General features: G+C 38.6%; 20 protein-coding genes. 16 read left to right on the forward strand and 4 right to left on the reverse strand.

Translation table 11 applies throughout. The features are described 5' to 3' along the window. The first annotated feature begins 18 nt into the window (after window positions 1-18). The 3 genes from rplI to QA584_RS01255 all read left to right on the forward strand — a co-directional run bounded on the left by rplI (window position 19) and on the right by QA584_RS01255 (window position 3459). Window positions 19-465, forward strand: coding sequence for a 50S ribosomal protein L9 (rplI, locus tag QA584_RS01245; protein WP_278272712.1), 447 nt, complete (start codon window positions 19-21; stop codon window positions 463-465). A 29-nt stretch (window positions 466-494) separates the two neighbouring features. Beyond that, window positions 495-1835, forward strand: coding sequence for a replicative DNA helicase (gene dnaB / locus QA584_RS01250; protein ID WP_278272713.1), 1341 nt, complete (start codon window positions 495-497; stop codon window positions 1833-1835). A gap of 955 nt (window positions 1836-2790) precedes the next feature. Next, window positions 2791-3459: a helix-turn-helix domain-containing protein gene (locus tag QA584_RS01255; RefSeq protein WP_278272714.1), complete on the forward strand. Its 669-nt coding sequence runs from the start codon at window positions 2791-2793 to the stop codon at window positions 3457-3459. 162 nt (window positions 3460-3621) lie between these two features. Here the strand turns inward: QA584_RS01255 and QA584_RS01260 are convergent, their stop codons facing one another. After that, on the reverse strand, window positions 3622-3789 hold the full coding sequence (locus QA584_RS01260; protein ID WP_278272715.1) for a DUF362 domain-containing protein: 168 nt from the start codon (window positions 3787-3789) through the stop codon (window positions 3622-3624). Window positions 3790-4013: 224 nt separating this feature from the next. On the opposite strand from QA584_RS01260, the gene QA584_RS01265 reads away from it, so the two are divergent. The 4 genes from QA584_RS01265 to QA584_RS01280 all read left to right on the forward strand — a co-directional run bounded on the left by QA584_RS01265 (window position 4014) and on the right by QA584_RS01280 (window position 7698). Further along, window positions 4014-4217 carry a DUF1858 domain-containing protein gene (locus QA584_RS01265; RefSeq protein ID WP_278272716.1) on the forward strand — a complete coding sequence of 68 codons (204 nt, stop codon included), beginning with the start codon at window positions 4014-4016 and terminating at the stop codon, window positions 4215-4217. A gap of 227 nt (window positions 4218-4444) precedes the next feature. Beyond that, window positions 4445-5386, forward strand: a complete 942-nt coding sequence (locus QA584_RS01270) for an ABC transporter ATP-binding protein (RefSeq protein WP_278272717.1) — start codon at window positions 4445-4447, stop codon at window positions 5384-5386. 22 nt (window positions 5387-5408) lie between these two features. Continuing rightward, window positions 5409-6548 carry an ABC transporter permease gene (locus QA584_RS01275; RefSeq protein WP_278272718.1) on the forward strand — a complete coding sequence of 380 codons (1140 nt, stop codon included), beginning with the start codon at window positions 5409-5411 and terminating at the stop codon, window positions 6546-6548. Further along, window positions 6535-7698 (forward strand): ABC transporter permease, encoded by a 1164-nt coding sequence (locus QA584_RS01280; RefSeq protein ID WP_278272719.1) that lies wholly within the window; start codon window positions 6535-6537, stop codon window positions 7696-7698. The genes QA584_RS01275 and QA584_RS01280 overlap by 14 nt, the downstream gene beginning before the upstream one ends. Before the next feature lie 224 nt (window positions 7699-7922). On the opposite strand, the gene QA584_RS01285 is transcribed toward QA584_RS01280, so the two are convergent. Beyond that, a complete protein-coding gene (locus tag QA584_RS01285; protein WP_278272720.1) occupies window positions 7923-8717 on the reverse strand; it encodes an adaptor protein MecA in 795 nt (264 codons plus the stop codon). Window positions 8718-9050: 333 nt separating this feature from the next. Between QA584_RS01285 and QA584_RS01290 the strand changes: the two genes are divergently transcribed. The 7 genes from QA584_RS01290 (at window position 9051) to rpiB (ending at window position 16539) form a co-directional block, all read left to right on the forward strand. Then, window positions 9051-10412 (forward strand): serine/threonine-protein kinase, encoded by a 1362-nt coding sequence (locus QA584_RS01290; protein ID WP_278272721.1) that lies wholly within the window; start codon window positions 9051-9053, stop codon window positions 10410-10412. 25 nt (window positions 10413-10437) lie between these two features. Then, entirely contained in the window at window positions 10438-11064 is a 627-nt protein-coding gene (locus QA584_RS01295) for a hypothetical protein (protein ID WP_278272722.1), read from the forward strand. Window positions 11065-11781: 717 nt separating this feature from the next. Then, window positions 11782-13488, forward strand: coding sequence for a glycosyl hydrolase family 18 protein (locus tag QA584_RS01300; RefSeq protein WP_278272723.1), 1707 nt, complete (start codon window positions 11782-11784; stop codon window positions 13486-13488). A 68-nt stretch (window positions 13489-13556) separates the two neighbouring features. Further along, on the forward strand, window positions 13557-14330 hold the full coding sequence (locus QA584_RS01305; protein ID WP_278272724.1) for an N-acetylmuramoyl-L-alanine amidase: 774 nt from the start codon (window positions 13557-13559) through the stop codon (window positions 14328-14330). 202 nt (window positions 14331-14532) lie between these two features. Beyond that, the gene (locus QA584_RS01310; RefSeq protein WP_278275094.1) at window positions 14533-15588 is read left to right on the forward strand and encodes an L-threonylcarbamoyladenylate synthase; all 1056 of its coding nucleotides are present in this window, start codon (window positions 14533-14535) and stop codon (window positions 15586-15588) included. Between the two features lie 67 nt (window positions 15589-15655). Beyond that, the gene (locus QA584_RS01315) at window positions 15656-16114 is read left to right on the forward strand and encodes a low molecular weight protein arginine phosphatase (RefSeq protein WP_278272725.1); all 459 of its coding nucleotides are present in this window, start codon (window positions 15656-15658) and stop codon (window positions 16112-16114) included. Beyond that, on the forward strand, window positions 16111-16539 hold the full coding sequence (rpiB, locus tag QA584_RS01320) for a ribose 5-phosphate isomerase B (RefSeq protein ID WP_278272726.1): 429 nt from the start codon (window positions 16111-16113) through the stop codon (window positions 16537-16539). Before QA584_RS01315 ends, rpiB begins: the two co-directional genes overlap by 4 nt. Before the next feature lie 502 nt (window positions 16540-17041). Here rpiB and QA584_RS01325 read toward each other — a convergent pair. Then, the gene (locus QA584_RS01325) at window positions 17042-17551 is read right to left on the reverse strand and encodes a GNAT family N-acetyltransferase (RefSeq protein ID WP_278272727.1); all 510 of its coding nucleotides are present in this window, start codon (window positions 17549-17551) and stop codon (window positions 17042-17044) included. A 646-nt stretch (window positions 17552-18197) separates the two neighbouring features. Between QA584_RS01325 and QA584_RS01330 the strand changes: the two genes are divergently transcribed. Continuing rightward, on the forward strand, window positions 18198-19007 hold the full coding sequence (locus QA584_RS01330; protein WP_278272728.1) for a YwmB family TATA-box binding protein: 810 nt from the start codon (window positions 18198-18200) through the stop codon (window positions 19005-19007). Between the two features lie 162 nt (window positions 19008-19169). Here QA584_RS01330 and QA584_RS01335 read toward each other — a convergent pair whose 3' ends face one another. Further along, complete coding sequence (locus QA584_RS01335) at window positions 19170-19859, reverse strand: hypothetical protein (protein WP_278272729.1); 690 nt, start codon at window positions 19857-19859, stop codon at window positions 19170-19172. Between QA584_RS01335 and QA584_RS01340 the strand changes: the two genes are divergently transcribed. Then, window positions 19858-20874 carry a hypothetical protein gene (locus tag QA584_RS01340; protein WP_278272730.1) on the forward strand — a complete coding sequence of 339 codons (1017 nt, stop codon included), beginning with the start codon at window positions 19858-19860 and terminating at the stop codon, window positions 20872-20874. The two genes, QA584_RS01335 and QA584_RS01340, sit on opposite strands and share 2 nt — an antisense overlap. Window positions 20875-20942: the final 68 nt, after the last annotated feature.

The following is a 20942-nucleotide window of genomic DNA, read 5'->3' on the forward strand; positions in this document are numbered from 1 at the left end:
ATTGAAAGGAGAATATATATGCAGATTATATTATTACAGGATGTAAAAGCATTAGGCAAAAAAGGAGAATTGGTGAATGTAAGTGACGGCTATGCCAGAAACTTCATTTTACCCAAAAAATTAGGTCTGGAAGCAAATGCAAAAAACCTGAATGACTTAAAATTACAAAAAGCAGCTGAAGATAAAAGACAAAAGGAAATATTAGAAGAAGCACAGGTTTTAGGCAAGGAATTAGAAAGCAAGACCTTGGAAGTTAAGATAAAAGCGGGAGAAGGCGGAAGAACCTTTGGTTCCATATCTTCAAAAGAGATAGCCAGTGCGTTAAAAACCCAGTTTAATATAGACATTGATAAGAAAAAATTACATCTTCCCGAACCTATTAAAACCATCGGAACCCATACTGTTCCGGCAAAACTCCATCCTCAGGTAACGGCTGAACTTAAGGTTAAAGTATCTGAGCAGTAAAAGGGATGTAAACTTAGGAGGATAGGCAGATGGATGAGGCATTTATAAAAAAAGTGTTTCCGCATAGTACAGAAGCAGAGCAGTCTGTAATCGGATCCATGATAATGGATAAAGATGCTATTGTGGCAGCTTCTGAAACAGTAACCGGGGAAGACTTTTATGAACGGCGTTATGGTGTTTTGTTTGATGCCATGCTGGAGCTCTTTAATGAAGGAAAGCCGGTAGATTTAATTACCCTGCAGAATAAGTTAAAGGAAAAGGATGTTCCTCCTGAATTATGCAGTCTGGAATTTATCAGTAATTTAATTACTTCCGTACCGACCTCAGCCAATGTCAGGTATTATGCTAACATCGTAAAAGAGAAATCGACATTACGCCAGTTAATAAAAGTAACAGAGTCCATAACCAATGAATGTTACCTGGATAAAGAGAAATTAGAAACCATACTGGAGGATTCCGAGAAAAAGATGTTTGACATTCTTCAGAAAAGGAACTCCGGAGAGTTTGTAGGTATTAAGGAAATCGTATTTAAGTCCTTGGAAAGCATTGAAGCAGCAGCAAGGAATAAAGGAAGTGTAACCGGTGTAGCCACCGGTTTTTATGACCTGGATTATAAAACAGCAGGACTTCAGCCCTCAGATTTAATACTGATTGCCGCAAGACCCTCAATGGGTAAAACAGCTTTTGTATTAAACATAGCAGAGCACGTTGTATTAAGAAATAACGTAACCACAGCTATTTTCAGTTTGGAAATGTCAAAAGACCAGCTGGTAAAACGTATCATGTCCATGCATTCCAAAGTAAATTCCCAATCCATGCGAACCGGGGATTTAAGTGATGAGGACTGGTTAAAGCTGGTTGAAAGTGCCAGGGTTATCGGTAATTCCAATTTAATCATAGACGATACGTCCAGTATCTCCATTAGTGAACTCCGCTCCAAATGCAGAAAATTCAAACTGGAGCACAATTTAGGGCTGGTTATCATCGATTACCTGCAGTTAATGACCGGCAGCAAAAAATCCGAGTCCAGACAACAGGAGATTTCAGAAATCTCCCGTTCCTTAAAAGGACTTGCCAGGGAATTAAGTGTCCCGGTAGTTGCCTTGTCCCAGTTAAGCCGTGCCGTAGAGCAAAGACCCGATAAACGCCCTATGCTATCCGACTTAAGAGAATCCGGTGCCATCGAGCAGGATGCCGATATCGTTATGTTTTTATACCGTGATGATTATTACAATCACGATTCAGAAGAAGCCGGAATATCAGAAGTCATAATCGGTAAACAAAGAAACGGCCCCACCGGCACCGTAAAACTAGCCTGGCTCTCCCAATTCACCAAATTCGCCAACCTGGAAAGACAGGGAAACCCGTAAACAATATCACTTTTATTCACGAACATATAGCAGCAAGGCTTAGGTAATTACTAAATAAAATCAATCATCTAAAAATAAAAAATGGATCAAAAAAGTTTATATTGAAATGATACCTTTAAAAAGTGTTGGGCGAGAGAATAAGTTCTCAAACCTCAACACTTTTTTGCAAATAAAGTATATTTATTCTAATAAAAACCCTCTGGGGTATGCTCACGATGCACCAAGGACATTTATCACTAAATCCACCCCGCGAAAGCGACAGTTAGCTGACACCTTATTCTTCACAGAAAAAAATAATCTAAAAATCTAACAAAATGCAAAACATAAACTCAACCATTCAAATCCGCCAATGTTAATCTAACAGCCAATACACCCAGCATTAAGTAAGTAACCAACAAACTCACGCAGAAGCTTCACAGTTCGGCAACTAAAAAATACTTGATAAAATCAGCCCAAAAACTAAAGCAGAAAGCATTGAGCAGGCGCTCGGTCATAAGCGCTTCATTCTACATATGCTAATTCACTTATGACTTTTTTATGTGGTTCAGCTTGAAAAAGCACACTGTCTGACGAGCCCAAGCGAGGAGTTTGTGCTTTATCAAGCTTGCTTTACCACATAAAAAAATCATTAGTGAATTCATATGAAGAATTCTAAGCTTATGACCGAGCGCCTGCTCAATGCTTTCCTCACAACCTTAAAACTGATTTTATCAAGTATCCAATCACATTCCAACTGTGAAGCTCCACAACTGTGAAGCCCCCCGCTCCCCAAAAAAAGTTCCAAAATGCGAAATGCCGTATAAATATGTCAAGGACTGCTGAGCCGGACAAGCTTCTGAGGAACCCTGTCGATAAGTTAATTAAGAAAGTAAACTAGATATCTTGCAATGAAAAACCACTGTGATATAATTAAAGAAGTGTAAAAATATTACAAAAAAACAGAGGAGGAAGAGCGATGCGCGAAACTCGATATATGATATCAGAGGCCTCAAAAAGAATAGATATTGAACAGCATACATTACGGTATTGGGAGGAAGAACTGGATTTACATATACTAAGAAACGAAATGGGGCACCGGTATTATAGAGAAGAGGACATAGAAGTATTAAAAGCGGTAAAAATCCTAAAGGAAAAAGGATACCAGCTGCGTGCAATCAAGATGCTTTTGCCGGAAATTCAAAAACTAAGTAATCTGGATAAAGAAGAAGTTGAAAAAATGCAACAGGAGTGGGACAAAAAATATATGGATGCAATCATTGGGGAAAACAGCAAGGCTTCTTTAGCCGTATCAGAAGCCGGTATGTCGGAGAAACCAGAGGGATTTGTTCATAAAAGTTCCGGGAAAATGGATCAATTCAGAGCGCTCATGAGTGGTCTTATTACGGAAGCCCTGGATAACAATAATGAAGCTCTTTCCGATACGGTCAGCGATGCCGTAACCAAAAGTGTTATAAAAGAAATGGATTTTTTGCTTAGGGTGAAAGAAGAAAGAGAAGAAGAACGTTTTAAGCAATTTGACCGGACCTTAAGAGAGTTACAGAACAGCCGCGCAGAATTTGCGGTTTCAAAAGCAGATAGATTCAAAAAGAAAAAAGGGATTTTTAATAAGGGCAGCAGAATATAAGTTTAGATATCTGAAAATGTTTATTTATATGATTCGGGTATTTAAGAAAACATGAAAAATCAGGGGCTTCATAATGAATGTTAATCCTTGGATAAAACAACAAACCGTATTGTTTGTCAAAGAATTAGGATCCATTATGAAGCCCCTGAGAATTTGAATATATTAAGCTTCGATAGCACCGGTTGGACATGTAGAAGCGCAAGCGCCGCAATCCAAACAAGCATCAGCGTCGATTTCATAATGACTAGCGCCTTCAGCGATAGCGCCTACTGGACATTCGCCAGCACAAGCTCCGCAGCTTATACATTCGTCAGTGATTTTATATGCCATGATTATGTACCTCCTATTTTAGTTTTCTCCACTATTTTAATATAAAATTGAATATAATACAAGTTAAATATATAAAATTTCTTTTAGTAAAAAATTCTTATAATAATAACCCCATGTAGTTTGAAAATTAAACCCTTGACGGGTTTAAAAACTTAGATTATAATGAAGGAGTTCACATATAAATTAATAATAATCGTTTTCGATAAACGTAAGGAGGTATATACATGGCACAGATTTCAAAAGAAATGACAATTGGTGAAATTATCAGAGTTGATCAGGGAATTATCCCGATTTTAATGGCATCTGGTATGCATTGTGTTGGATGTCCTTCCTCTCAGGGTGAATCCTTAGAAGAAGCTGCAATGGTTCATGGAATGGATGCAGAAGAATTATTAGAAACAATTAATGAGTATCTTGGAACAAAATAATTGTTCCTGGAGTAGACATATAATTGCTGATGAAAGACTTTGAGAGACCGTTTGGTAGACGGTCTCTTTTTTTAAGCTTTTATTTCTATCTGGTTTAAATCCGAATCTGTTATTACAGTGAGAAAGCCAATGACAATTGTCATATGAAGTATTTACAATTAACACTGTTTCTTCCTGCCAAGTATTGGTAGAATCAATGTATAGTTAATAGTATGGAGGATAATTACATGAGTGAAACAGTTGTAAAGATTGAGAATCTGGTAAAGAGATATAAAGAACTTACGGCAGTGGATCATTTTAACCTTGAAATAAAAGAAGGAGAGATACTTGGGCTTCTTGGACCTAATGGGTCGGGTAAAACAACAACCCTTAATTGCCTTCTTTCACTTCTTGATTTTGATGAAGGTACCATTGAAGTATTTGGTCAGAAGATGAACCCAGACAGTTACTCCTTAAAGCGGAATATTGGAGTCATACTTCAGAATGTGGCATTATTTGATACTCTTACCGTTTACGAAAACATTGATTTTTTCTGCGGTCTATACATAAAAGAGAAAGCTGCCAGAAGAAAATGCGTAGAAGAAGCCATACAGTTTGTAGAGCTTTCAGAATTTCAGAAATTCTATCCTAAGAAACTATCTGGTGGGTTGCTAAGAAGACTCAACATTGCCTGCGGAATTGCCCACAAACCGAAATTAATCATTTTGGACGAGCCTACCGTGGCAGTAGATCCTCAGAGCCGGAATAAAATACTTGAGGGTATCGTGGAATTAAATAAGCAGGGAACCACCATCATTTATACCTCCCACTATATGGAGGAAGTAGAAGCCATATGCTCTAGAATTGTTATTATGGATAAAGGAAAGAACATAGCAAATGGCACAGCCAATGAATTAAAGACCATGACAAAGAATAATGAGACTATATTTATCGATATGAGGGTGCTGCCGGAAGAAGATCTTCTGAATATAAGTAAGTTAAATCATGTTGCCGAGGCCTCCTATACCAATGAAGTGCTTATGGTAAAATGCAATGGGGGCAAGCATAACCTGATTCATATCATGAATTATTTACAGGAAAAAGGTATAACCTTTGGCAGAGTCCACTCTGAACTGCCTACCCTCAACGACGTTTTTCTAGAAATAACAGGTAAGGAACTTAGGGACTAGGAGTTCAGAAAGGAAAGAAATCATGTTTTTTCACTTATTTAGGTACAAATTAAAAGTGCTGTTTCGGGAAAAGGATTTATTGGGATGGATATTTGCCTTTCCAATTGTATTAGGTACCTTCTTCTATCTGTCCTTTGGGACCATAATGAATAATGGTGAGAACGACTTTAAACCGGTACCCATTGCGTTTGTTTCAGAGAGCAGTAGTGACGCAAATTTTGCAAAAGTATTGGAGGAGCTGGGAAAAAACACAGAAAATCAATTGTTCCAGGTAACCAGGACGGATAAGAGTAACGCAGAGGAATTGCTAAAAAAAGGAGATATAGACGGTATTATAGAGGACACGGCAGGTATTTCAGTAATCGTAAGTACAAAAGGGTTAAACCAGACGATTATAAAGTCCTTTCTGGATACTTATCTAAAGCACCGGAGGGTATTACAACAAATCGGAAGCACCAATCCAGAGAAGCTGTCTGCTGCAATGGATATTCTGACAAAAGAGATCAGTTATAATAAGGAAACATCCTTTGGCAACAGCAAAATGGATAATTTATCTCAATACTTCTTCGCACTTATTGCTATGACCTGTATGTATGGTGCCGTTATAGGCAGGAGGTGTGTGGAAGATATTCAGGCCAATCTATCACCACTGGGTGCCAGAAGAGAGATTTCGCCGGCACATAAACTGACCGTTATCTTTGCTGATTTCTGCGGTGCAGTAGTCGTTGATTTTGCTTCGGTAGTATTGTTGTTCTTTTATCTGACGGCAGTACTGAAGGTAGATTTCGGTACCAGGATACCTTATATCATACTAACTGCATTTGCCGGCTCTGTAATTGGTGTCGCTATGGGCACCTTTATCGGTTCCATTGGCGGGATTTCAATGAATGTGAAAGAAGCTTTGGTATCAGTAATCAGTCTGGGCTTATCTTTTTTAAGCGGACTTATGATTAATAATATGAAGGATATTGTAGAACATACAGTGCCTTTTATAAACCGGATCAATCCTGCGGCCTTAATTACAGACTGTCTTTATTCTCTGAATATGTACCAGACATTTGACCGATTTTACACCGATATTGCAATTATGGGGATTATTGCGGTACTGTTTATCTTTGGAAGTTATCTGCTGTTAAGGAGGAACCGATATGCAAGTATTTAAGGCATTTTTTATTACACTTAAGAAACAGTCTTTTAGTATATTGATTTATTTTATCATATTTTTGGTTCTGTCCCTGGTCCTTTCCGGTAATGGCAGAACCCAGACAGAGGTGGTTTATAACGATGCAAAAATAAAGGTTGCAGTGTTTGACAGAGACAATACCGCTTTAAGTAAAAGTCTGTACGACTATCTGAATAAGACTCAGGAGCTTGTATCCATAAAGGATGATAAGGAATCCATAAGTGATGAGCTGTTCTACCGAAATGTAGAATATGTGCTGATAATTAAAACTGGTTTTGAAGAGAAAATAAAATCCGGCAGTTACGAGGACCTCCTTGAGAACGTTAAGGTTCCGGATAGCATAAGCGGTAAATTGCTGGATAATAAGATTAATCAATATTTATCGGTGCTGTCAGCTTATACCGCAGGGGGTTTAACCACAGACGAGGCAGCTGCTAAAACCCTTGAAACAGCAGATCTATCGGCTAAGGTAACCCTTCTTAAAGTAGAAGGAAAGCAAGCAGAAAAAAGCAGTGCTTACTATTTTTACAGCTATATTCCTTATGTTTTAATCTGTATGCTGATAAGCGGACTCGGCAGTATCCTGATCATCTTTAGGAAAAAGGATTTAAACCAGAGGATTAAGTGCTCAGCACTTACGGAGACAGGACGTAATACGGCTTTGATTTTAGCCAGCTTGTTGTTTGGTTTTGTTTGCTGGGCAGTCTTTATCCTTTTATCTGTCATTCTCTATAAGGGGGAAGTAACCGGGATAAAAGGCGGACTCTTTCTTTTAAACAGCCTGGTATTTTTGTTTGTGGCGATGAGTTTAACTTATCTGGTCAGTTTTCTTGTGAAAACCCCAAGTGCATTAAACATGGCCTCCAATATTATCGGCCTTGGTTTAAGTTTCCTTGGAGGAATCTTTGTTCCACAGGAATATATGAGCAGCAGTGTATTAAGATTTTCAAAATTCCTTCCCACCTATTGGTATGTGGTAACAAATCAGACTATTGAATCTTTTAATTCCACTGCAGAACAGTTTCATATTGTAATAAGGAACCTGGGAATTGAAGCCGTATTTGCGGTTATCATCTTTGCCGCAGCAATTTTGCTGTCCCGTTCCAGGACCCTGGTTCAGAATGCCTGATAGCGCAAAAAAAAATCTGAAACAAGAACTTATTGCCGCAGATTACAAATACTTTTGAGTGAGCAGGGCTACTGACCCTGCTGGCTTTGGGTTCATACAAGAATCTTTATACAAGGAGTCGTTCTGTAATATAAAAAGGCCTCCGTCAAATTGACGGAGGCCGATGTTTACATAAATTCGAATTTACACAAGCATTATATAGTTTTTAATAATTAATCGGAAGCTTACAGTGCGGCTAATACCTGTACAGCGTTGTTTTTGATTAGCGCTTCAAAATGTTCTTCGTAATAAAACGGACTTGCATAAGTCGTGCGTTCCGGGCGCCCATATTCCGAAATAATATTACATATCTTATTAAACTCTTCCGGCGAATGGTCGGATTTCGTAATAATTAAATAATACATGGAATTAACAGGGTTTTTATATAAACTATTATTACCCTTATAGTAAGTAGAAATTACTTCGGATAATTTTGATACTTCGTTAAGAGTTTTAAAGGAATATACTTTCATTAAATTTGTCTGATAAGAAACGCTCTTCTTATTATCCTGCTCTTCTTCCTGGGATTCATCTTTATTAATGGATAAGGCTTCGGCAAGGGGTACAAAATCTTCTTTTTCATCTTCACCTGATTCACCGATTAAGTCATCCATCTGACCGAATACATTAATAATCTCATCTGCATAAGAATCATCTGCTTCGTCATCATATATATCTTCATGTTCATCCGAGTCGGGTGAAAACTTTGAAAAACGCGTATCCAGTTCGTCAGGGTCTTCCACTTTCGTGATCACTAATATTAAACATTCAGGCGAAACCGGAATGGCTTCTATCATCAAGGGAATATCCTCTGCTTCAAAACCAAATTCATAGTTTGCTTGCTGCATCATATCTCGAAATAAGGCCTTTGCTTTCTCACTTCCATAAGCGAGTTCACTAATTCGTAATTCACGATCAACTAAATCATCTCTGCTTAAAGTACAGCGAATCTGGCGTTCACTAATTTTCTCTATCTTCATAGAATCACATCCTTTTCTATGTGCTGGCCTGGAATATATAAATTAAAGAGTAGCAACATGCTCTATTTTAAGGTATAAGAACACCTTTCGCTATGTTGTAAACAAAGTATAATTTAAATGCGAAATAAAGTCAATATGATTATTTATGAAAGATTTATTAAATATTTACTCCATTTCCCATAATATGACAGATATACTTATTAACAAAATAACCAAAGAAATAAAAAAAGTTTGGTAAAAGAGTCGAAGGAAAAACAGTTGAGATACAAATCAGGTTAGTATATAATAATAATAGAATTACCAAAAAGATTTATACTGATAGGAAAGGAGAGAATGGCAGACCAGATTTGGTTAAATAAGTATCGGATCATAAAATTATTAGGGCGTGGGGGCAGTGCCGAGGTGTATTTGGCGGAACATATAAAGCTAAAAACCCTCAGAGCAATCAAGCGAATTAGAAAAGATAATATCCTCCACGAACAATTACTTAGCGAAGCTTATATTCTTAAGAATCTAAAACACTCCTGTATACCGGTTATCTATGATTTTGAAGAGGATGAGAACAATTCATACATCATTGAACAGTATATAGAAGGTGTATCTTTAACGGTATTAAAAGAACAGCAATACCTTAAGTTTAAAGAAAATCTTATTATCGATTTTGCAATTCAGATCTGTGATTTATTACTATATTTATATTCCCTGGATAATCCAATTTTATATTTAGATTTAAAACCGGATAACATTATTATTATGGATCAGACAGTTAAGCTGATTGACTTTGGTGCGTCCGGTTCAAAAGAGCAATTAAAGGAAAGAACGTTTTCAGTAGGAACGAAAGGATATGCAGCTCCTGAGTTATATACTGTGAATATGCCGGATGAGCGGACGGATATTTACGGGATTGGATCCCTGCTTTTTTACATGGCTGCCGGGAGGTCTTATGACAGACAGCTTTCGAAAAAAATTCAAAGAAAATTCTTAAAGCACTGCTCCAAAGCATTGCAGCATATTATATTTCAGAATCTGCGTTATAACCCGTTTCTCAGATATTCTTCTGTATTCATTCTAAAAAATAAATTATCAGGTATAAATCGTAAAAATCCAACAGGTAATTCTCCCACCACCAAACCATTAAGCATAGCCGTTGCCGGTACGCAGCATAGAATTGGGGTAACCCATCTGGCTATCCTTATCACAACCTATTTAAATAAATATGGTAAGAATGCTTTTTATATGGAAAAGAATGATTCAGGCCATATACTAAAAGTGTTGAACAGATATCAGAATATAAAGACGATAAATGGTATCTGCAGGCTGTTTCACTGCAAGATAATCCTTGAGTATGCTGCGAATGATTTCCTTAAGGAAGAAGACTGTCCGGTTACGGTTATGGATTACGCAACATTACATACTAAAAATCTGGAAGAGTTTTTAGAAGCAGATATCAAGCTGGTAATATCCGGTGCAAAGGAATGGGAGCTAGAGGCAGCGGAGGAAGTGCTTAAACTGCTAAGGGATGAGAAGAACATAAAGTTTTTATTCAACTTTTTAGATGGCAACCAATACAGATCAATTTTAAAACATATGGACAGGCTGGATTGTCAGCGGATTCCTTATGAACCCAACCCATTTACATGGAAGAATAATGAATATTTGGAGGATTTCATAAAGAATATAGCTGATGGCGTATAAGTTAAATAGGATAGGAGTACCCTTTATGCTGCGAAAACCAATATTAATGAACAAACTGAATAAGGAAAAGTCACAAGGGAAACTAGTCATCGGGTTAATCGGTACCCACACCGGTGCCGGGGTAACCCACCTTGGAATATTACTGGCGGTCTACTTAAGTGAATGCCTGGGGCATAAAACTGCTTTTATAGAATGCGGTGGAAACAATGACTTAAAGCATTTGCAGGAACACTTCTTTCATCCCGAAGAGGAGCAGTATAACCAGGAGTCCTTTACCCTTAACCGGGTAACCTTTCATAAGAATAAAAGGTTACAGGGACTGCCGGAAATTATAGGTGATAAGTATGACTGTGTTATCCTGGATTTGGGCACGGATTTGGCAAAGCACAAAAGTGAATTCCTGAGATGTGATAAAAAAATAGTAATCGGCAGCCTGGCTGTGTGGAAAACTCACGAATTAGAGAAATTTATCAATATAACCGCTCCTATTAAAAACTGTGAACAATGGATTTACGCCATACCGTTTGCAACAAAGAAAACAGTAAGGGAGGCTGAGAAAAAGTATAAAAGGATAATCCAGGGGGTACCTTATGAGCCGGACCCATTTCTTTTAACCGGAAATATCATAAGGTTGTTTCAGAAATTAATATAATCAAAGGGAAGTATAGTTCCGTTTTGAATGAATATAAGTAAGCTTTTGGTAAGTATGACATATCACAAATGACCTTCTTATCCATAAATAAAACAGGTTGAAAGAATTGCCTTCCAGTGGGAAGAATCTTTCCACCCTTTGATACCCTGCATATTTTTATATTGTTTAAAAAGGAACTGCCCGGGATAAAATAACTGTTATAAGGCCTGTCAACCGTATCCTCAATGCTAAGGACAGATAACCTGACAAATGACTAAGCTGTATGATTGATAGATTAAAGAAGAACTTTACCAATCAATTAAGGTAGGTCAGAGATATGGTTATGTTAAAGAGCTGGCTTATGATAAAGATAAGCCAAATAACCCGGGCAAATACTGCCCTGTAAATACTTGCCCAGATACTGCCCTGCACATACTACCCGGGCAGATACTGCCCTGTATATGCTGCCCTGTATATAACGCCGTGGAATACAGACCGTATCACAACCTATAGTTGAAAAAGACCGTTGCGAAATTGGATACTTTCTTTTGCAGCGGCCCTTTCTTTTTACATCAGATTTTTCTAAATCTGACAAATATTTATGTATTAAGACTTATTTAAGTATTTTTTTGTAAAAAAGTCGATTTAAATAATGACGGTATGTTAATTCAATGCTATAATAGGATAGGTGAATCGGTACTATTTAAGCAGTACCTATATTATTTCAGGAGGATTGGTATGGATAGAAGAGGAAAGCAGGCGATCATCGGCACTTTAATAGCATTGGTCTTATTTGCCGTAATAATTGGAGCTGCTATAATTAAGAAATTTACGCCCAGCAATCAGGTAATGAATCTGACGGACTATTATAAATTGAATACACAGGAAGTAGCGGTAATCCTGCAGGATAAAATCTATGATAAAAAGGCTTTGTCTGAAGGGGGGACTATTTATCTGGATTATGACACTGTAACCGGATTGTTGAATAAACGGTTTTATTGGGACGCCAATGAGAACCTTCTAAGTTATACTACCCCAACGGAAATAATTAAAGCAGAAGCAGGCAGTAAAGACTATACCGTTAATGAAGATAAAAATGAAATGGATTATCCTGTTGTTATCCGAAAGGGTGAAGTTCCCTATATCGCCCTTGATTTCGTTAAGCAGTATTCGGACATGCGTTATGAATACTTTAGTACTCCTGACCGTATTGTTATACAATACCAATGGGGGGATTATTTATTTACCAAAGTGAAAAAGGATTCCAAACTCAGATATGAACCAGATATTAAAAGTGATATACTTGCAGAACTTAAGGCAGAGGATCTTTTGTCTTATGTGGATACCAGCGAAGTGGTAAAAAACGGTTTTAGCAAGGTAATGACTAAGGATGGGATTATTGGTTATGTACAGAGCAAATATGTGGAAGAATCTTATTATGATTCGGTAAAAAGTGACTTTAAAGCACCAGAGTATACTCATATCAAAGAGGACGGAGCAGTCAATCTGGTCTGGCATCAGGTAACCAATCGGGATGCTAATAACAACCTTACCAAATTAATAAATAAAACCAAAGGTGTGACGGCTATATCTCCCACCTGGTTTACTATAACAGACAGTACAGGGAATATAGCTTCCCTTGCGGATAAAAGCTATGTGGAAAAAGCACATTCCCTGGGTATTAAGGTGTGGGCCCTGGTGGATGATTTTAATACGGAGGTTAGTATGACAGAGTTACTGTCCCATACCTCATCCAGGGAGAAATTAATTCAGGAGTTATTAAAGGAAGCAAAAGAGTATGATTTAGATGGTATTAACATCGACTTTGAGAAAATACCGGAGGGAGCCGGTATACACTATATCCAGTTTATCAGGGAACTTTCTGTAACGTGCAGGAATGAAGGAATCGTATTATCGATCGACAATTATGTTCCTTCCAGTTATACCACATATTATGACCGTGAAGAACAGGGAATTGTTGCAGATTATGTAGTAATAATGGCTTATGACGAACACCACGCCGGTTCCGAGGAAAGTGGTTCTGTATCCTCTCTTGGCTTTGTTGATAATGCCATTACTAATATTTTGGAAATGGTTCCAAAAGAAAGAGTTATTATGGGGATTCCCTTCTATACAAGGCAGTGGAAGGAAACCACAGAAGATAACGGCAGTATATCCGTTTCTTCCGAAGCTTTTGGAATGGTAAATGCCCAGTCTGTATTAGAGAATAATGGAGTAGAACCAAAATGGGATGAAAAAACCGGTCAATATTACGGTGAATATGAAAAAGACGGCGCAACATATAAAATCTGGCTGGAAGAAGAAGACTCCATCGAAGCCAAATTAAAACTCATAAATAAGGCAGGTATGGCAGGTATCGCTTGCTGGAAGTTAGGTCTTGAGGACAGTAAAATCTGGAATATAATTAATAAATATATAAAATAGACAACTCTATTCATAGCAGGGTCTTTCTTTTCATAGAATATACTAAAGTCTGGAATCTGGTAAAGGTTATGAAAAGGAAAGGATTTAAAAAATATTTTAATATTTTGTTTTTTATTATGGTGGCGTTAGCTGTCATTTTGTTGGCCAATCCGGCAATTGATGTTATGAAACGAGCGGAACATGCAATAAGACCGGCAGAACAAACCGGAGAAAAGGAATCAGGAAGTTCACCGGATAGTAAGATGAAAAGACATGAAATATCAATTGTTTTAGACGCCGGTCATGGAGGACGGGACCCCGGCAAGGTAGGTATTAACGGGGCACTGGAAAAAGATATTAATTTAAGTATTGCTAAGAAATTAAAGACCCTGCTGGAGCAAAATGATATTAATGTAATTATGGTACGGGAGGATGACAGCGGTTTGTACTCGGACAGCGACCCTAATAAAAAAGTGGCAGATATGAGAAACCGGGTTGATTTAATTAATAAGAGCAATGCGGTATTAGCAATTAGTATACATCAGAATAGTTTTACCCAGGAAAGTATTAAGGGCTCCCAGGTGTTTTATTATAATAATTCCAGGGAGGGTAAAGAATTTGCAGAGACGATGCAGGAACAGTTAAAGAAAAGCTTAAAGGACGGCAATAAACGTGTAGCAAAAGCCAATGACAGCTATTATATGCTTAAAAAAGTGGAATGCCCCATTGTTATTGTGGAATGTGGTTATTTGTCCAACAGTACGGAAGCAACCCTGTTAACAGAGGAGAGTTACCAGGAGGAAATGGCATTTGCCATACATCTGGGCCTTCTTTCCTACCTAAATGGCTATCAGGGCAAATAATGATGGAATAATACATTCGTTAGTGCTATAATGTCATTTGATAATATAAATAGACTCCTTTTGGGAGTTTTGCATCGTGGATAACCAGGGATTACTACTGGACTGATAAGTAACCGGAATGGATATAAAGATGAGTACAAAGATGAATGCAAAAACGAAAGAAAAGCTGAATACAGAAGCAAATGCGAAGATGAATAAGAAAATAAATACCAGGATAGTAACAATAGATAGCAGTAATATCAATCAAACGGATATAGAAGAAGCAGCAGAGGTTTTACGAAAAGGGGGACTGGTGGCATTTCCTACGGAAACCGTATATGGCTTGGGAGCAGACGGTTTAGATGGGAATGCCTCCAAAAAGATATATGAGGCCAAAGGCAGACCATCAGATAACCCTTTGATTCTTCACATAGCGGATTTAGAGGCTCTTAAGGAACTCACTGCGGACTGTCCGGAAAATGGAATTAAACTTGCGAAAGCCTTCTGGCCCGGTCCTCTTACCTTAATATTTAATAAAAGCAGCAAGGTACCCTATAGTACTACGGGTGGTTTGGATACGGTTGCAATCAGAATGCCCTCCCATCCCATTGCCAGGGAATTAATAAAAAGGTCCGGTCTATATATTGCTGCACCCAGTGCCAATATATCCGGCAGACCCAGTCCAACCAGGGCAGCCCATGTAATTGAAGATTTTAATGGAATCATTGATATGATTATAGATGGAGGAATGGTGGAAATCGGACTTGAATCTACCATAGTAGATGTAACCTCAGCTGTACCGGTTATTTTAAGACCGGGCTATATTACCGCAGGGATGATATCAGAGATCATAGGTGAAGTTGAATTTGACAAAGCGGTCCTTGCTAAAGTACAGGACTTAAGCATAAAACCCAAGGCACCCGGCATGAAGTATAAGCACTATGCACCAAAGGGTGATCTTACCATTTATGAAGGTAATAGTGATAATGTGATAAGAGCAATTAATATAATTACCAAAGAAAAAATGAAATCTGGTTTTAAAGTTGGAATTATTGCCACGGATGAAACCTATGCCCTTTACGAAGAGGGCATAGTTAAGACCATTGGAACACGAAAAGATGAAAGCACTATAGCCAGGGGTTTGTTTGAAATTTTAAGAGAGTTTGATTCCGAAGGAGCAGACTATATTTTTACGGAAAGTTTTGATAATAACCAGTTAGGACAAGCCATAATGAACCGGTTGTTAAAAGCCGCAGGGTATCATATCGAAAAAGTTTAGGACTGGTTCAATTAAAGTTAAAATCAGGATGGATATTATCAGTCTCATATCCGGAAAAGAGGTTTATATGATTAAATATGAAAAAATCATATTTGTATGCACCGGTAATACTTGCAGGAGTCCAATGGCAGAAACAATATATAAAAGTCTGGAAACCAACAGTGATATAAAGGTTATGTCCAGAGGACTGGTAGTGCTGTTTTCAGAGCCCTCCAATCCAAAGGCAGATACGGTTTTAAAAAGCCATAATCTACAGCTTGAGGGACATATTTCAAAAGGGCTTAAGAATTCAGATATTGATGAGAATACTCTTATACTTACCATGACAGACAAACAGAAAAAAAGTGTCCTTGAGACCTTCCATAATACAGATAATGTTTATACAATTAAAGAATTTGTAGGGGAAAGCGGTGATGTTACCGATCCTTATGGCGGAACGTTAATTGATTATGAAGAATGTTATATCGAACTTGCACGAATAGTGAAAAAAACCGTATATAAACTTAACGAGGAGGAAATCGTATGATAGCAATTGGTTGTGACCACGGTGGTTTTGAATTAAAGCAGGAAGTAATGGAACATTTAAAGTCAAGAAGTATAGAATATAAGGATTTTGGTACTTACACCAACGAATCCTGTGATTACCCGGTATATGCAAAAAAAGTGGCGGAAGCTGTTTTAAGCAAAGAATGTGAACTTGGCATCTTAATCTGTGGAACTGGAATCGGTATTTCCATTGCTGCCAATAAGATCAAAGGAATCCGTGCAGCCCTCTGCCATGACTGTTTCAGCGCAGAAGCCACCAAATCCCATAATGATGCTAATATTCTTGCTATGGGAGCCAGGGTAGTGGGTGCCGGCCACGCACTGAAGATTGTGGATACATTCCTTGATACTCCTTTTTCTAATGATGAAAGGCATATCAGAAGGATTAATTTAATTGAAGATTAATTGAAGGCTTCAGGTGGTTTAGTGTTTATCTTGAAGTTTAAGTTTATTGGATACTTGATAAAATCAGTTTTTTAGGCTGTGAAGAAAGCATCGATTATGATATCTTTCATAAGCTTAGTATTCTTCGTCTGAATTCATTAATGACTTTTGCAGGTGGCAAAGCAAGAGTGAGAAGGCACAAACTCCTCGCAGAGCTCGTCAGACAGTGTGCCTTCTCACTCTGAGCCACCTGCAAAAGTCATAAATGAATTGGCAGACTCAGAATTAAGCGCTTATGAAAGATATCATAATCATGCTTTCTTATTAGGGGTTATTAGCTGATTTTATCAAGTGTTTTTTATCTTTGAATTGTGTCTGTTTGGGTGATTAGAATAATTTATATCAATAATAAAGGGGCTGGCGTGGGGCGTGTGATGTCAAGGTTAACGGTTGATGTTATTAGTTAATGATGTTAGTTAATGTAGTTTATGATAAAAGTTTATGATAGAAGTTAATGTTGGAGTCAATTAACTTTTTTGATTACATAAAACATATCTTCATTATTTCTGAATTTATGTAAGCCAATGCATTCCATACCGATTTTTTCAAGGACTTTGCGGGAGGCAATATTGTCAGGATGTGCCATACCATATATACATGATATGTCGGTTGCTGCAAATGCTTTTCCTATGATTGCCCTTCCAAGTTCCGTAGCATATCCTTTTCCCCAATATCCTACACCTAATTTCCACTCAATTTCAGGCTGTTTTTCTTTATAGGGGTTAAGACCCGTCCGTCCGATTATTTTATTACTTCCCTTTAAAACCACAGCTCCATGAAATAATTCTAAAGTCTTAAAGTCTCTGTCAATCATATAACGAATGTAATTCTCAGTCTTTTCCATATCCCAGGCACTGTCCTCTGCATAGGTATGCACGAAATCATTTGACATGATGTCAAAAAGCGCCGGTATATCATAAAAGGACCATTGCCTGACAATGAGGCGTTCTGTTTCAAAGTATATCTGCTCCATTCATACCTCCGAATAATTCATTTCCTTAAAGCATCACTATGCAGTGTAAGTTACAGCCCTACCTATGGACACCTGCTTATATTTTGACATGACCCCGGTGAAAAATCAAGCCTTACGCCTTGGTTTTAAGAGATATTAAGAGATATTAAGAGATATTAAGAGATAAGTGGCTTAGCAATTTATTGTTTGAAAAAAATTCGGCTAAATCATAGACTAAGGCAGTATTCTGGTATACTTGTAATTTTTTTGTATTGGAAAGGTTCCCATGTCACTAAAACTTGGAGAACCGCGCCAAGGAGGAAATGAGTAACTGTCTGAGCGTCAGCGAGTTTTACTCATTTCCTCCTGCTTTAAGCGGTTCACCAAGTTTTTTAGTGACATGAGGAATCTTTCCCTACAAAAAAATTACAAGTATACCAGAAAACTGCCGCCCCCCCTATAGACACATATTTCTTTTATCCTGCTTAATAAATATAAAATTTAATCAATTAACCACTGTTAACTTACTAGATTTGTATATATCGCAAGTTTCTGGGCAGAATATGGAAGAAGATATAATTGTATAACTGCAGTTCCAGAAAATGGACTTTATCGAGAAAGGTATTTGGAAAGGAAGTACCTGTATCATTTGGAGGTTAATAAAAATATGAATACAAGAAGTAGTTTTTCAAGACGGCTGAAATCATTGTTCGTTGGGAAAAAATCAAAGTTTACAATATATGTTATAGGTGTACTATGGATCGCCGTAATCATGCAGGTTGCGGTAAACTCGATGCTTAAGCCGGAGCACAATATACTGGAAGCGTTTGTAAGCACGAACGCAGAGGTTTCCTCTTTTGAATTGGAGATGGTTGCAAATTATGGTAATCAATATTTAAGCGAGTCAGATAAAAAAGAACTCATTTTATATGTAGCAAACCAGATTGGACTGGATGCCAGCAAGGATGTGACCATTAATAGAAATGGTAATGAAAGTGAAGTTTATGCGCAGAAGAAAGGCAAAAATGCGGAAACCCTGATTAAAATTGTAAGTATGGATAAAGAAAATCAGAAAGGCTTAACAAACTTAAATCATTATCTGATCGTTAATCTTAAATTATATAAAAATATGGATAGCGCCTTAAAGTACAGGGATATACTAAAGAAGATATTTCAAGATCTAAAAGCCTCGGATATACAGACAAACATGCAGCTATGCAGTAATTATAAGGGAAAATTAAGTCTTGCCAACATGAATAAGATTGCAGACAGTATGATTGACAGTCTGGAGGGTAAGATTGCTTATGAGAACAGAAAGGAAAATTTATTTACCATATATGCTTACAGCGGACTTTTGGATGAATATGTGACCTCTTTAGGAACTAAAATTAATATTCATGTTGCTATTAATTATGACGAAACTACCGACAGTACGAATGTATATTTAGGAACGCCGGTAATTAACGGTGGTTATTAGTACTTTATCAGTCTAGCTTAAAGAGATAATAAAACTACAATAAATACGGTGAAATAAATGCTCCCCGGACAGCACACAGGTATAATAATCTGTCTGCGATATGGGGAGCATTACATTTTAGCATTAACAATTTTTCGTTTGGGATTGGTAAAGGAAATTGTTTTAGAACCAGCGTTTTCTTCCTCTGTAACGTCTGCGGCGATTTAAGATTTCGTTAAATAATAATACTTCTATGAGATCCCTTACCCATCTGGGGTTGCGGTCACGGCGGTCGTAACGGTCACGGCGGTAATCCCAATCGGAATTATATTGGTTGAATTTCAAGGAAGCTTCTTCTGTACCATGTATTGGGTTTGCCGTATTAATACTTTCGGAATTAACCTCGTCTTCTTCCATATATTTAAACTTGTTGTAAATTTTATCTACAATGCGTCCAAGATAAACTTTATCTGGATATTCGTCAAACATACAGCTGCCGTCGTATTCAAGTTTATCGCATTCATCTTCAATATCGACAAGTAGCTTTCTGGCTATTATAGGATACATCTGTTTCATATAATCCCAGTCTTTATCGGCATCTTCACAGTTGTCATAGCCATACAAAGGCATCATGGGAACACCCATGGGAACGCGGTAAGGATTCATATCCGAGATATAAAGCCCATTATTTCCATATGGCGGGAATGGGGCATAATCATAATCTGACCGGCTGTCAGTATAATTAGCATAGGATTCCTGATATGGTGCTGCCGGTCTGGACTGGAAAATCATATTAGGCACAGGTGCTGTAGGTGCAGTTGGCATAGTAGGGGTAATTGGTCTTGGTATAGAAGGTGAAGTGGTACCCGGCATGGTTGGAGTACCTGGCGTCGTTGTTCTGGGTACTGCCGGTGCGCCAGGAACGGTTCTTGGAGGTGCCGGAACTGTCGGAGTCGACGGCATAGCAGGCATATTAGGAGCAGTCGGCATAGTCGGAACGGAACCCGGAGTAGTCGGCATACCGGGAGTAGTTCTAGGGGCAGACGGAGTAGCCGGCATACCCGGAGTGGTTCTAGGGGCAGACGGAGTCGACGGCATACCCGGAGTGGTTCTAGGGGCAGACGGAGCAGCTGGCATACCCGGAGTGGTTCTAGGTGTAGACGGAGTCGACGGCATACCCGGAGTGGTTCTAGGTGTAGACGGAGCAGTCGGCATACCCGGAGTGGTTCTAGGTGTAGACGGAGCAGTCGGCATACCTGGAGTAGTCCTTGGAGCAGTTGGAGCAGTCGGCATACCTGGAGTGGTTCTAGGTGTAGACGGAGCAGCAGGCATACTCGGAGTGGTTCTAGGGGCAGTTGGAGCAGTCGGCATACCTGGAGTAGTCCTTGGAGCAGTTGGAGCAGTCGGCATACCTGGAGTAGTCCTTGGAGCAGTCGGCATACCCGGAGTGGTTCTAGGGGTAGTCGGAGCAGCCGGCATACCTGGAGTGGTTCTTGGAGCAGGTGGAGTAGTAGTCCTTGGTGTTGCCGGGTTGGAAGGTACAGATCCTGGAGCACCTGGTGTTTCAGGCATTGTACGGCTTGGATTATTAGGTATCGGAGTAATCTGGGGTATATTTGGAGCTACAGGCCTTGGCATGATTGGAATGGAAGGTGAAGTGCCTGGAGAAGGCGTTGTCGGTCTTGAGGGACCTGTAGAACCCGGAGTCGAAGGAGTGGTAGTCCTTGGAACACCTGGACTGGATGGAGTGCCAGGACCACTTGGCATACCGGGTGCGGCTGTACCTGGCGAAGATGGTATTCCCGGTGTCAAAGTATCAGGAATTGGCGGGATCTGGGTACCTGGTACCGGTGAACCAGGCATCGAAGGAGTGGTAGTCCTAGGTTGAGTCTGCATATTAACAAGGTCAGGAAAAGACTTCGACGCATTACCTGTCATGTCCGAGTAATTTGGATT

The sequence above is a fragment of the Anaerocolumna sp. AGMB13025 genome (genome assembly GCF_029689925.1).
Lineage (GTDB): Bacteria > Bacillota > Clostridia > Lachnospirales > Lachnospiraceae > Anaerocolumna.